A 13,573-nucleotide genomic window follows, 5' to 3' on the forward strand; every position below is an offset into this window, starting at 1 on the left:
CAGCGCATGATCCTTCAGGACACCGTTCCAGGAGTCCGCGACACCGAAAGTAATCGCGTATGACTACGTCAGATCGGCTCGACACCACTTCAGATCGTCACGACGCCGCGTCGGACACGCCCAACGCGGCACCGGTCGACATCGTCTCCGCTGACGGCAAGGTCGTCCGCAAGGCCACCTTCGCGGGCGCCATCGGGTCCTTCGTCGAGTGGTACGACTACGGCGTGTACGGCCTGCTGGTCACCTACCTCGCGATCAACATCATGGGGGAGGCCGAGGCCGGGGGACTCTTCCTCACCAACATCGGTTTCCTGATCAGCTTCGTCGCCCGCCCGTTCGGCAGCGTCATCTGCGGATATCTGGGTGACCGGCTCGGGCGCAAGGGCCTTCTCGCCACCCTGCTGGTCCTCATCTCCGCCGCGACCGCGGCCATCGGCCTCATACCGTCGTCCGGTGTCATCGGTGTCGCCGCGCCCGCGCTGCTGGTCCTGCTCCGTGTGCTCCAGGGCTTCTCGGCGGGTGGTGAGGTGGCCGGTGCCATGTCCTTCGTCGGCGAGTACGCGCCCGACACCCGCCGCAACTACATGATGAGCTTCATCGCGGTCGGCTCGTTCGTGGCCCTGATGTTCGGCAGCGCCCTCTCCGCCCTTCTCATCACGACGCTCGGCGATGACGCGATGACCTCCTGGGCCTGGCGGGTGCCCTTCCTCCTGGCCGTCCCGCTCGGCTACGTCGGCTTCTACATCCGCCGCCGGCTGGAGGAGACCCCGCACTTCGAGGCGCTGCGGGAGCAGAACACCGTCGCGCGCAACCCGCTGCGGGAGGCATTGACCTCCCCGCGCCATCTGAAGGCGATCGCCCTCACGATCTTCCTCCCGGCGCTCAACGGCCCCGGCTACTACCTGCTGTTCGTGTATATGCCGACCTACTTGAGGTCCTCGCTCGGCGAGCACAACTTCTCGATGCTGCGGTCGCTCACCGTCACGGCGTTCAGCCTGGTGGCCATCTCCCTCTGTATCCCGCTCATGGCCCGCTTGTCCGACCGGATCGGCCGCAAGCCCGTCCTCACCGGCTCCGCCGTGGCCATGGCCGCCGTCTCGTACCCGATGTTCCGGCTCATCACCACGGGCGAGTTCGGGCTCGCCTGCATCGGCACCATCGTGCTGGCGATCGCCTTCTCCGGCCACGCCGCGGTCGTCCACACCGCGCTCGCCGAGATGTTCCCGACCACGGTGCGCTACTCCGCCTACAGCATCGGGTTCAGCATCTCGACGATCATCTTCGGCGGCAGCGCCCCGCTGGTGATGACCGAGCTGATCGAGTCGACCGGCTCCGCGCTCGTCCCCGCCTTCGCCTCCATCATCACCGCCGTGATCACCCTGATCGCCATCGCTTTCCTGCGCGAGACCAAGGGCCGGCCCCTCACCGCCCGCTGAACCACCCACCCCGGCACAAGGAGACACCATGGGAATCAACTCCGTAGCCGTCGTCGCCGACCTCGGCGAGAGCTTCGGCAACTACACCATCGGGGACGACGGAGCCCTGCTCACCCTCGTCACCTCGTCGAACATCGCCTGCGGCTTCCACGCCGGTGACCCGCGCATCATGGACCGGACCGTCGCGGGCTGCGTCGCGCGCGGCATCGAGCTGGGCGCCCACCCCGGCTACCCCGACCTCGTCGGCTTCGGCCGTCGTCTCATCGAGGCGTCCGAAGAGGAGATCCGTACCGATGTGCTCTACCAGCTCGGCGCGCTGGACGCCTTCGCGCGGGTGCACGGCGGCACCATCAGCCATGTCGCCCCGCACGGGCGGATGGGCTCGATCGCGCAGACCGACGCCAAGCACGCGCGGGCCATCACCGACGCGATCGCCGCATACAACACCGACTACATCGTCATCTGCCAACGCGGTCTGCTCGCCGAGGAGTCGCGCAAGCGCGGGCTGGAGGTCGGCTATGTGTTCCTCGCCGACCGCGGCTACGGCGACGACGGCATGCCCGTCCCCCGCTCACAGGAAGGCGGCCTCATCCACGACCCCGAGCTGATCGGGCAGCGCTCGGCCCAGGTGGTGCGGGAGGGCACCGTGCGCTCGGTCAACGGCAATGTGGTCCCGCTCGGCCACGACGCCGATGTGCTGCTGCTGCACGGCGACCACCCGTCCGTCCTCGCGAACGGCACCGCGCTGCGCGGCGCGCTCGGCGCCGCGGGCATCCGCGTCGCCGGGCTGCGCGAGGTCCTGGCGGAAAAGGCGGAGGTCGCGCTCGCCGGCTGACGGCCGAGCGCACCAGGCGATGACCACAGCACAGTACGGCGCCCTCACCGTCGAGCCCTTCGGGGACTCGGCGGTGATGGTGACCATCCCCCACCCCGACCAGGCCATCCGAAGGGCCGGGATCGTCGCCTTCCGCGACCGGTTCCTGGCCCACCGCCCGCACGGCGTGCTCGATGTCGTCTCCGGTCTGGAGTCCCTGCTCATCGAGTTCGACCCGCTGCGGACCGCGCTCGAGCATGTGGAGTACGCGGCCCGTCTGGTGGCGCGGTGGGCGCCTTCGCCGTCGGAGGGTACGGGTACGGCCCGCCCGCGGGCGGTGCGCGCGTTCACCGTCCCCGTCGTCTTCGACGAGGAGACCGGCCCGGATCTGAGGTCCGTCGCCGAGGAACTGGGCCTGGCCCCCGCCGAGGTCATCGAGGCCATCGCGGAGTCCACCTTCACGATCTCCCTCCTCGGCGCGGCGATGGCCCCGATGATGGACGGGCTCAAGGTGCCCAGACCGGTGCGCCGGCGGGCCGAACCGCGGACGGACGTCGCCCCCGGAGCGATCATGATCGCCGGGACCAACGCGATCATCCAGCCGTTCCCCGGTCCGACCGGATGGCGTGTCGTCGGGCGCACCCCGTACACCATCGTCGACATCTCCCGGCCGGACCCCGTCTCGTTCGGCACCGGCGACATCGTGCGCTTCGTCCCCGTGCCCCGGGACGAGGCCCCGGTGCGGGATGCCGGTTTCCTGCTGCCGGTGGAGGAGGCCGTATGACGACCGTGGCGCTGGACATCACGAGCACCGGATGGGTCACCACGTTCCAGGATCTCGGCCGCCGCGATACGGAGCGGCGCGGTGTCCCCACCGGTGGCGCGGCCGACCAGCACTCGGCGGCCGTGGCGAACCGCCTGGTGGGCAACGCCCGGGGCGCGACACTGATCGAGAACTTCGGCGGCGAACTGGGCCTGGTCCCCGACGCCGACGTCCTGCTGGCGGTGACCGGCGCACCCGCCCGGGTCACCGTCGGCGGCGCGCCCGTCGACACCTGGTCGCCGCTGGTGGTACCGGCGGGCCAGGAGCTACGCGTCCGCGGGGACATGAGCCGGGGGATCCGTACCTATCTGGCCGTGAACGGCACACTCGCCGCGAAGACCCTGCTGGGGAGCGCGGCCCCGGACGCCAGGATGGGATTCGGGCAGGTCATCGCCCCGGGTGAACGGGTGCTGCTGGGCACGGAGTTCCGGGGATTCGGCCATCGGCTGTTCGCCTCGCCGTTGTTCCGGCTGCCCGTCCCCGTTCCGCGCTTCGACGACGGGCCCTGGGTCGTCGACGTCGTCGCGAGCCACGGCGTGCGCACGATCCCCGGCATCCGTGAGCTGATCGCGGAGTCGGCGTACGTCGTCACCCCGCGCTCCAACCATGTGGGGCTGCGGCTCGACGGGCCGGTGCTGCATCCGGACTCCGACACCGAGATCGTGTCGCACGGAGTGCCCATCGGGGCGCTCCAGATCCCGCATGCCGACGAGCTGATCGTGCTCGGCCGCTACCGGAGCCTGACGGCGGGCTATCCGATCGTCGGTGTCGCCTCGCGGGCGTCGCTGCCCCTGCTCGGACAGGCCGGTCCGGGGCGGGAGTTGCGGTTCCGCTGGGCCGACCGCGAGGTCTCGCTGCGCCGCTTCGCGCGGCGCGAGGCGGAGGTGTGCGCACTGGGGCAGGCGGCCGCCGAGGCGTTCGGCGCCCTCGGTTTCGGGGAACCCTTGTCCCGCAATAAACGAGAAGATATTCTCACTTGAAATCGGAATCTCATTTGTGTGGTAGAGGAGGAACGGTGACGACGTTGTCCGGCAGGACCGCTCTCATCACAGGAGCGGGCAGTGGGATGGGCCTGGAGACCGCGCGGCTGCTCGCCCAGGACGGCGCCACCGTCGTGCTGCTCGGGCGCAGACAGGAGGCGCTCGACGCCGTCGCGGCCACCATCCGCGACGAGGGCGGCACGGCACTCGCCCTCGCCGCCGATATCACCAGTGCCGACGATGTGACACAGGTCCTCGACCGGGTCCACGCCGAACTCGGCCCCGTAGACGTCCTGGTCAACAACGCGGGCAGCTCCTCGACGGTGCTCAACCCGCAGTGGCTCCCGCACGACGAGTGGCGTCACGTCCTGGAAGTGAACCTCACCGCGGTCTTCCAGCTCACCCAGGCCGTGCTGCCCGACATGCTCGGCCGTGGCGGCGGGACGATCGTCACCGTCTCCTCGCTCGCCGCCGTCAACCCCAATCTGCTCGGCGGCGCCGCCTACGGCGCGGCCAAGGCCGGGGTCCGCAACTTCATGACCTTCCTGCACAACACCTTCCGCAACCAGGGGCTGCGCGCGATCACCGTGCTCCCCGGTGAAGCGGACACCCCCATCCTCGACAACCGCGCCCGCCCTCCGGCCCCGGAGGAGCGCGCCGAGATGGTACGGCCCGCGGACGTGGCCCAGGCCATCCGCCTCGCCGTCACCCTCCCCCAGCGCGTCGTCCTCCAGGAGATCGTCGTCGCCCCCACCCGGCAGCGCGACACCTCCGCCGACCTCGAGATCAGCCGCTGGGCGGGCGCACCCGCCGGCGCCACACCGCAGCCCTGAACACCCGCCACCAGGAGGAGCGCATGCCGCCCACCATCACCACGCAGCCGCCCCCGTTCGCCACCGCCGAGGCCGTCGCCCGCATCGCGGCCGCCTCCCGCCGGACGCAGCAGCCGCAGTCCCGGGCCGACCTGGTCTCCCTCGCCATGGGCGAACCCGACTTCGACACCCCCCGCCCCGTGACCGAGGCGGCCCACGCCTCGCTGCGCGCCGGACGCACCCACTACTCACCGCTGCTCGGCGAACCGGCACTGCGCGAGGCGCTCGCCGAGAAGCTCACCGGCCTGGCCGGGACAGCGGTCAGCGCCGCGGACATCCTGATCACCCAGGGCGGGACCGCGGGCCTCGCCGCCTCGATCCTCGGCATCGTCAACCCCGGCGACAAGGTGGTCATCCCCGACCCCACCTACTCCCTCTACGCCGATCTGGTCAGCATGGCCGGAGCCACCGTCGTGCCCGTCCCGCTCGCGCCGGACCTGCACTGGGACCTCGACCGGCTCGCCGACGCCCTCACCGGCGCCCGGCTCTTCGTCTTCTGCAACCCCGGCAACCCGACCGGCATCGTGCACAGCCGCGAGGAGCTCGAAGCGCTCGCCGAGCTGCTCGACGCCACCTCGACCATCGTCATCTCCGACGAGGCGTACTCCGACCTCGACTACACCGGCCGCCCGTTCACCTCGGCGATCTCGCTCGACGGCCTGCGCGACCGCACCGTGTACTGCCAGACCTTCTCCAAGAGCTACGCCATGACCGGCTGGCGCGTCGGCTACCTGTGGGGCCCGTCGGCGCTCATCCAGGCGTCGGCACGCATCCACAACACCTTCAACGGCTCGGTGAACACCTTCGTCCAGGACGCCGCGCTCGCCGCGGTGCGAAGCTGCGACGAGGACGTGGCCCGCATGCGCGAGGCGTACGAGCAGCGGCGCGACATCATGCGTACGGAACTCGCCGCGATCCCGGGCCTCACGCTCAGCTCGCCCGAGGGCGCGTTCTACCAATTCCCGTGCTACGACCTGGACTTGCCCTCGGTGGAGGTCGTCGCGGCACTCCGCGCCCACGGCGTCGCCGTCCGGCCCGGAAGCGAGTTCGGCGCCCAGGGCGAGGGGCACCTCCGGCTGTCGTACGCTGCCAGCGCGCAGGCCATCACCGAGGGCGTACGCCGACTGGCCGAGGGCCTGTCGGCCCTGCGGTGAGCGCCGTCCCCCACCCGACGAGGAGTCGACCCATGCGCAGTGACACCGAGCGCAACCGCAGGCACCTCATCAAGGCCGCCGCGCTGCTTTTCGAGAACTCGCCGACACCGGTCAGCCTGGCCGAGATCGCCAAGCACGCCGAGGTGTCCACCGCGACGGCCTACCGGCACTTCTCCTCCGTCGAGGAGATCCTGCACGCGTTCCGGGCCCAGGTGGGCTCCGAGCTACGGGACTTCAGCGGCCGGCAGACCACACGAGGCATGGTGAGGCTCGAAGCGGTGTCGCGGTACTGGGTGTCCCTCGTCCTGGAACACGGCGGTGCGATGGCACAGATGCGGTCGCACCGCGGCTATCTCGAACGGCTGAGTGAGGGCACCGGCTATCTCACCCCGCAGGCGGAGGCGCTCACCGAACCGCTGCGGCAGACCACCGAGGAACTCGGTCTAGGGGATCTCGGGGACGAGGCCCTGTATTTGTGGAACGCGCTGTTCGATCCGCGGGACATCCTCGACCTCATCAAGAGTGGACGTACCGAGGACGAGGCGGCCACCCGCCTCGTGGCCGCCCTGCGCGGCGCCCTGATCGGCTGGTCCGCCCCCAGCCCCTAATCTGGGCGCGGCAACCGCACGACCCACGGATCCACGCCCGGCTCGCCCTCACCTGAGCAGAGAGACACCACATGGACGTCAGTGCCCAGATCGAAGCCGTCTACGACACCCTCCGCCGCCGGAACCCCGGGGAAGCGGAGTTCCACCAGGCGGCCCACGAAGTCCTGCACGCCATAGGCCCCGTGCTCAAGGCGCACCCGGAGTACGCGGACGCCCGGATCGTGGAGCGGCTGTGCGAACCGGAACGACAGCTCATGTTCCGGGTCCCATGGGTGGACGATCAGGGAACGGTGCAGGTCAACCGCGGTTTCCGGGTGGAGTTCAACAGCGCCCTGGGACCGTACAAGGGCGGCCTGCGGTTCCACCCGAGCGTCAATCTGGGCATCGTGAAGTTCCTCGGCTTCGAGCAGATCTTCAAGAACGCGCTGACCGGATTGTCCATCGGCGGCGGCAAGGGCGGGTCGGACTTCGACCCCAAGGGCCGCTCGGAAGCCGAGGTGATGCGGTTCTGCCAGTCCTTCATGACCGAGCTGTACCGCCACCTCGGCGAGCACACCGATGTGCCCGCCGGGGACATCGGAGTGGGCGGCCGTGAGATCGGCTACCTCTTCGGCCAGTACAAGCGGATCACCAATCGCTTCGAGGCCGGGGTGCTGACCGGCAAGCCGGTCGGCTGGGGCGGTTCACACGCCCGTACCGAGGCCACCGGCTACGGCACGGTCTTCTTCGCCCACGAAATGCTCGCCACCCGCGGTCAGGGCTTCGACGGGCGGCGGGTCGTGGTCTCCGGGTCGGGAAATGTCGCCCTCTACGCCATCGAGAAGGTCCACGCCCTGGGCGGTCTCGTGGTGGCCTGCTCCGACTCCTCCGGCTACCTGGTCGACGAGAACGGCATCGACCTGGCCCTGCTGAAGGAGATCAAGGAGGTGCGCCGCGCCCGGCTCTCCGCCTACGCCGAGGCGAAGCCGAGCGCGCGGTTCTCCGACCGGGGGTCGGTGTTCGACGTCCCGTGCGAGATCGCCCTGCCGTGCGCGACCCAGAACGAGCTGCACCAGCAGGACGCCGGCGCGCTGGTGAAGAACGGTGTGCTCGCCGTGGCCGAGGGCGCGAACATGCCGTGCACACCCGAGGCGGTCGAGGTGTTCCGCGGCGCGGGAGTCCTCTTCGGCCCGGGCAAGGCGGCCAACGCGGGCGGGGTCGCCACCTCCGCGCTGGAGATGCAGCAGAACGCCTCCCGCGACCGCTGGACCTTCGAGCGCACGGAGGACCAGCTCGCCGGCATCATGCGGCAGGTCCACGCCCAGTGCCGCGCCTCCGCCGAGATCTACGGAGGTGACGCCGAGGACTATGTGCTCGGCGCGAACACCGCGGGCTTCCGCCACGTCGCGGACGCGATGATGGCCCAGGGAGTCATCTGACCCGCGGCGCACAAGACGGCGCACACCGCGACGCACCCGAAAGCGCATCCGAAGACACACACGACGGCGCACACGAAGGCAACCTCCTGCACGCGAAGGCAATCCCGTCAGGGCTTGGGCTTGCCTTCGCGTGCGCTCCAACTCCTACTGTCCCCGGGCATGGAGACCACGGCGCACAACAGAACACTGGGCCGCAGCGGCATCGAGGTGAGCGCTCTCGGCTTCGGCTGCTGGGCCATCGGCGGTGAGTGGCAGTCCGCCGACGGGCAGCCCCTGGGGTGGGGCAAGGTCGACGACGAGGAGTCCGTACGGGCGATTCAGCGCGCACTCGACCTCGGCGTCACCTTCTTCGACACCGCCGACGCGTACGGCACCGGCCACAGCGAACGCCTGCTCGGCCGCGCCCTCGGCAAGCACCGCACCGACGTCGTCATCGCGACGAAATGGGGCAACCTCTTCGACGAGCGGACCCGCACCTGCGACGGGCAGGACGACTCCCCGGAACACCTGCGCCGCGCCCTGACCGCCTCACTGCGGCGCCTGAACAGCGACCACGTCGACCTGTACCAACTCCATATCTCCGACGCCGACCCCGAGCGCGCCGCCCAACTTCGCGACGCCTGCGAGGAGTTGGTGCGCGAGGGGCTGATCCGCGCGTACGCCTGGAGTACGGACGACCCCGCCCGGGCTGCCGTCTTCGCCCAGGGTCCGCACTGCGCGGCCGTCCAGCACCGCCTGAACATCCTCCAGGACGCGCCCGAACTCCTTGCCCTCTGCGCGGAGTCGAACCTCGCCAGCGTCAACCGCAGCCCCCTCGCCATGGGACTGCTCACCGGCAAACACACCGCCGGGCGCGCCCTGGACAGCGCGGACATCCGCAACGCGCCCCCCGCCTGGCTGCCGGGCTTCATCGCGAACACGGGCGCGGACCCGGCCTGGCTCCAGCGGGTCGACGCCCTGCGGTCCATCCTCACCAGCGACGGCCGCACCCTCGCCCAGGGCGCCCTCGCCTGGATCTGGGCCCGCAGCTCGCGGACGATCCCGATCCCCGGCTTCCGTACGGTCGCCCAAGCCGAGGAGAACGCGGGCGCGCTGGCGAAGGGGCCGCTCACCGCCGGTCAGATGACCGACATCGACCGGATCCTGGGGCGCTGAGCGCGGATCCCGGCCGGGCGGCGACAGAAGGTCCACGGAGCGACATAGGGCGCGTTCGACTTCTTCAGGCGAACCTCGCCGTGGTGCTCTTCTTGCTTCATCTCTTGACGTGTCTGGTTCAGACCTTTAATTTCACCCATCGCCCGTCTGCGAAAAGCCGTGCCTCTGCGATGGTGGACCACCCGCTCCGCAGCTGTGTCGGCGTTGGCCGTCGGTGTCCAGATCCCCCACCCGTGACAGCGGCAACATCCGCACAGCGAGGAGCGCACATGCAGGAGAGCAGAGACATCGGATCGCCCAGGACGACGTCCGTGGCCATACGGCTGCTGGTGCTGTTGGCCACGCTGCTGGGCCTGGCGGTCGCCCCCGTCCACGCGACGGCGCGCAGCGCGGACGCGCCGTTCAAGGTCCTGGCCTTGTACAACGGTACGTGGGACGCCGCCCACATCAACTTCGTCCATGAAGCGAACGAGTGGTTCCCCCAGCAGGCGGCCCAGAACGGCTTCACCTACACGGCGAGCAACAACTGGAACCTGCTCGCCGACGGCGGAGTCGACGACTACAAGGTGGTGCTGTTCCTCGACGACCTGCCGCAGACCTCCGCCCAACGTGCCGGGTTCGAGCGCTATATGCGCGCGGGCGGCGCCTGGATGGGGTTCCACGTAGCGGCCTTCACCACCGAGGCGCAGAGCTGGCCCTGGTATCACAACGAGTTCCTCGGCAGCGGCAACTTCAAGTCCAACACCTGGGGGCCGACCACGGCCACCCTGAAGGTCGAGGACCGGACCCACCCGTCCACCAAGGCCCTGCCCGCCACCTTCACCTCATCGGTCAGCGAGTGGTATAGCTGGTCGAACGACCTGCGGCAGAACCCGGACATCAAGATCCTGGCCTCCGTCGACCCGAGCAGCTTCCCGCTCGGCACCGACCCCAACCAGACCTGGTACAGCGGCTATTACCCGATCCTGTGGACGAACAGCAAGTACAAGATGCTGTACGCGAACTTCGGCCACAACGCGATGGACTACGACACCAACACCCCCCTGTCGTCCACCTTCGCGAGCCAGACACAGAACCGCTTCCTCCTCGACGGCCTGAAGTGGCTCGGTGGCACGAACGGCTCCCAGTCACCGGCCCCCTCCACCCCCGACTCCGCCCGGACGCCCATGACGCACAAGTAGCCCCCACACCACCGAGAACCCACGGGGACACCCCGGGAGCCCGACTCCCGCCCACCCCCGCCCAGGCCGCCCCGGAAATCCGGGGCGGCCACCTTCGTCGGCGATGCGCTGATCGTGCTGCGCAGCAACGGGCCAAAGGCCGCCGTTTACGGCATCCACGTGAGCACAGCGGTGGTGATGCTGGCGATCAGCGTGCTCCTGCTCATCGCGTAACCGCGTACGGCAGCGCCACGGGAACCGGGGGCGGCTTCCGCGTCACCTGATACCCCTGTGATGATCACTCGGGTAGAGTCCCTGCACACCTGCGGACCCCGCCAGGCCCCTACGACCTGCAGTGACGCATTGATGAACGGCACACGATCAGCCCTCATGCGCAGGAGGCCGTCATGTCCCCCCAATCCGTCCTCGCCGCCCTGACCACCGGGTTGCGAAGTGGTGCCATCGAAGTCGTCGACCTCACCTCACCGCTGTCGTCCTCCACACCGGTAATCCAGTTGCCCTCCGAGTTCGGCCAGACCGCGGTGTTCGAACTGGAGGAGATCAGCAGGTACGACAACCGGGGACCGGCCTGGTACTGGAACAACTTCCGCAGTGGTGAGCACACGGGCACGCACTTCGACGCACCGAACCACTGGGTCACCGGGAAGGACCTCACCGACGTGGCGTCGGTTCCGGCAGGCCGGCTGATCGCACCGGCGGCCGTGCTGGACTTCTCCGCCGAGGTGGAGGCGGACCCCGACTTCCTGGTCGAGGTGGAGCATGTGAAGGCATGGGAGGCCGAGAACGGGCCGCTGCCCGAGGGTGGCTGGCTGCTGGTGCGTACCGGGTGGGACGCCCGTTCGCACGCGCAGGAGCCGTTCCTCAACGCCGACGCGAGCGGCCCGCACACCCCTGGCCTGTCGCCGGAATGCGCTCGGTGGGTGGCGGAGGAGTCGCCGGTGATCGGCCTCGGTGTCGAAACGGTGGGCACCGACGCCGGGCAGGCGCCTTCGTTCGACCCGGCCTTCCCGTGTCACTCCTATCTCATGGGCAGTGACAAGTACGGGCTGACGCAGTTGCAGAATCTCTCGGCGCTGCCACCGACCGGCGCCGTCATCATCGCGGGGCCGTTGCCCATCGTCACCGGATCCGGGGCTCCCGCACGGGTGCTCGCGCTGGTGGAGCGGTCATGAAGGTCGCGGAAGCCGTTGGCCGGGCGCTGTCCGCGGCAGGTGTCGACCACGTGTTCGGCGTGGTCGGCTCGGGCAACTTCCATCTGACCAATGCCATGGTGGCGGCGGGTACCCGGTTCGTCGCCGCACGCCATGAGGGCGGCGCGGCCACGATGGCGGATGCCTACGCGCGGATGAGCGGCACAGTGGCCGCGCTGACCGTGCATCAGGGGTGCGGCCTGACCAACGCCATCACCGGTATCGGCGAGGCGGCCAAGAGCCGTACGCCGCTCCTCGTGCTGGCGGCCGAGGCCACCGAGCCGAGGTCCAACTTCTCCGTCGACCAAGAGGCGCTGGCACACGCCGTGGGCGCGGTCACGGCGCGTGTGACGTCGGCGGAGGACGCGGTCGAGCAAGCCTGCACCGCGGTGCGACGCGCCCTGCACGAACGGCGCACCGTGCTGCTCAACCTCCCGTTGGACGTGCAGGCCCTGGACGCACCCGACGACGCACCGGCCCTGGCCGCGCCGCCGCCCGAACGGACCGCGGTCGAGCCGGTGCCGGACGACGTGGCGGCGCTGGCGCAGGTGCTCGACCGGTCACGACGTCCGGTCTTCGTGGCCGGCCGGGGATCGCGCGCGCCCGGCGCCCGGGATGCCCTCGTGGCACTCGCCGAGCGCCACGGTGCGCTGCTCGCCACGTCGGCCGTCGCCCGCGGACTGTTCCACGACGACCCGTGGTCGCTCGATGTGTCCGGCGGCTTCTCGTCCCCCCTTACGGCGGAGCTGATCCAGGGGGCGGACCTGATCGTGGGCTGGGGCTGCGCGCTGAATATGTGGACGATGCGGCACGGTCGGCTGATCGGTCCGGACGCCACCGTCGCACAGGTCGACGACGAGGCCTCGGCACTCGGTGTGCACCGGGAGGTGCACCTCGGCGTCACCGGCGATGTGGAACTCACGGCACGGCAGGTGCTCGATACGCCCGGACGGCAACGGGAGGGTTACCGGACCGCCGGCATCGGGGCGGCCATCGCCGCACGGGTGCGGTGGCGGGATGTGCCGTACGAGGACGAGAGCAGCCGTGAACGGATCGACCCGAGGACGCTGAGCATCGCGCTCGACGACATCCTCCCCGCCGAGCGGGTGATGGGCGTGGACTCCGGAAACTTCATGGGCTACCCGACCATGTACCTGTCCGTGCCGGACCACGACGGCCTGTGCTTCACCCAGGCGTTCCAGTCGATCGGCCTGGGCCTTGCCACGGCCATCGGCGCGGCACTGGCGCGGCCGGACCGGCTGCCCGTGGCCGCGCTCGGCGACGGTGGCGCGCTGATGAGCGCTGCCGAACTCGACACCGTACGCCGTCTCGGGCTGCCGATGGTGGTCGTCGTCTACAACGACGACGCCTACGGAGCGGAGGTGCACCACTTCAAGCCCGACGGGTATCCGCTCGACACGGTCGAGTTCCCGCCGACGGACATCGCCGCCGTGGCGCGAGGGTACGGCTTCGAGGCGGTGACCGTACGCACACCCGCGGACCTCAAGGCCGTCGAGGACTGGGTCGCCGGACCACGATCCGCGCCACTCCTCATCGATGCCAAGGTGGTCGGCGATCACGGGGCCTGGTGGCTGGAAGAGGCGTTCCGCGGACACTGAGCCATCGGGACCGCGTGGCTTCCCGCCCCCGTGACGCCTGTCTAGAACGGCATGCGGCCTCGGGCCCGCCGTCCGGCGGAGCCGCTGCGGCCGACCGCCTTGGAGCTGCTGCGGAAGGGCTTGCTGAGGATCCGCCCCAGGATGCCGGGGGCCTTGCCGCCGGCGCGTGATCCGGCGCCCAGGGTGCGCTGGGTGCCCCGTTCGGGGTGCCGGGACAGGCGCGGGACCAGGAAGGCCAGCACGGCCAGTAGGACGCAGATGCCAACAATGCCGAAAATCATGGCGAAGTACTCCTCCATACGAAGTGTGCCCGCCGAGTACCC

12 protein-coding genes and 1 pseudogene are annotated in these 13,573 nt (G+C 70.0%); 12 read left to right on the plus strand and 1 reads right to left on the minus strand.

Translation table 11 applies throughout. The annotated features are described in order from the left end of the window. Positions 1–59 precede the first annotated feature (59 nt). The 12 genes and pseudogenes from STRVI_RS28880 to STRVI_RS28935 all read left to right on the plus strand — a co-directional run bounded on the left by STRVI_RS28880 (position 60) and on the right by STRVI_RS28935 (position 13,250). Positions 60–1,436, plus strand: coding sequence for an MFS transporter (locus STRVI_RS28880; protein ID WP_014059162.1), 1,377 nt, complete (start codon positions 60–62; stop codon positions 1,434–1,436). 28 nt (positions 1,437–1,464) lie between these two features. Next, complete coding sequence (locus STRVI_RS28885) at positions 1,465–2,271, plus strand: LamB/YcsF family protein (RefSeq protein ID WP_014059163.1); 807 nt, start codon at positions 1,465–1,467, stop codon at positions 2,269–2,271. A gap of 19 nt (positions 2,272–2,290) precedes the next feature. Then, positions 2,291–3,034, plus strand: coding sequence for a 5-oxoprolinase subunit B family protein (locus STRVI_RS28890; RefSeq protein ID WP_014059164.1), 744 nt, complete (start codon positions 2,291–2,293; stop codon positions 3,032–3,034). Continuing rightward, on the plus strand, positions 3,031–4,053 hold the full coding sequence (locus tag STRVI_RS28895) for a biotin-dependent carboxyltransferase family protein (RefSeq protein WP_014059165.1): 1,023 nt from the start codon (positions 3,031–3,033) through the stop codon (positions 4,051–4,053). Before STRVI_RS28890 ends, STRVI_RS28895 begins: the two co-directional genes overlap by 4 nt. A gap of 35 nt (positions 4,054–4,088) precedes the next feature. After that, positions 4,089–4,886, plus strand: coding sequence for an SDR family oxidoreductase (locus tag STRVI_RS28900; protein WP_014059166.1), 798 nt, complete (start codon positions 4,089–4,091; stop codon positions 4,884–4,886). A gap of 23 nt (positions 4,887–4,909) precedes the next feature. Beyond that, positions 4,910–6,079: a pyridoxal phosphate-dependent aminotransferase gene (locus tag STRVI_RS28905; RefSeq protein ID WP_014059167.1), complete on the plus strand. Its 1,170-nt coding sequence runs from the start codon at positions 4,910–4,912 to the stop codon at positions 6,077–6,079. Positions 6,080–6,111: 32 nt separating this feature from the next. Next, positions 6,112–6,687 carry a TetR/AcrR family transcriptional regulator gene (locus tag STRVI_RS28910; RefSeq protein ID WP_043236677.1) on the plus strand — a complete coding sequence of 192 codons (576 nt, stop codon included), beginning with the start codon at positions 6,112–6,114 and terminating at the stop codon, positions 6,685–6,687. A 71-nt stretch (positions 6,688–6,758) separates the two neighbouring features. Beyond that, positions 6,759–8,105 (plus strand): NADP-specific glutamate dehydrogenase, encoded by a 1,347-nt coding sequence (gdhA, locus tag STRVI_RS28915; RefSeq protein ID WP_014059169.1) that lies wholly within the window; start codon positions 6,759–6,761, stop codon positions 8,103–8,105. Positions 8,106–8,264: 159 nt separating this feature from the next. After that, positions 8,265–9,260 (plus strand): aldo/keto reductase, encoded by a 996-nt coding sequence (locus STRVI_RS28920; protein ID WP_014059170.1) that lies wholly within the window; start codon positions 8,265–8,267, stop codon positions 9,258–9,260. 269 nt (positions 9,261–9,529) lie between these two features. After that, positions 9,530–10,417: pseudogene (locus STRVI_RS28925) on the plus strand (ThuA domain-containing protein); the annotation flags it as partial. Between the two features lie 410 nt (positions 10,418–10,827). Continuing rightward, positions 10,828–11,613 (plus strand): cyclase family protein, encoded by a 786-nt coding sequence (locus STRVI_RS28930; protein ID WP_014059172.1) that lies wholly within the window; start codon positions 10,828–10,830, stop codon positions 11,611–11,613. Further along, positions 11,610–13,250: a thiamine pyrophosphate-binding protein gene (locus STRVI_RS28935; RefSeq protein ID WP_014059173.1), complete on the plus strand. Its 1,641-nt coding sequence runs from the start codon at positions 11,610–11,612 to the stop codon at positions 13,248–13,250. Before STRVI_RS28930 ends, STRVI_RS28935 begins: the two co-directional genes overlap by 4 nt. A gap of 41 nt (positions 13,251–13,291) precedes the next feature. Here STRVI_RS28935 and STRVI_RS28940 read toward each other — a convergent pair whose 3' ends face one another. Further along, positions 13,292–13,531: a DUF6411 family protein gene (locus STRVI_RS28940; RefSeq protein WP_014059174.1), complete on the minus strand. Its 240-nt coding sequence runs from the start codon at positions 13,529–13,531 to the stop codon at positions 13,292–13,294. Between the last annotated feature and the right edge of the window lie 42 nt (positions 13,532–13,573).

Source organism: Streptomyces violaceusniger Tu 4113 (assembly GCF_000147815.2).
GTDB classification, from domain to species: Bacteria; Actinomycetota; Actinomycetes; order Streptomycetales; family Streptomycetaceae; genus Streptomyces; species Streptomyces violaceusniger_A.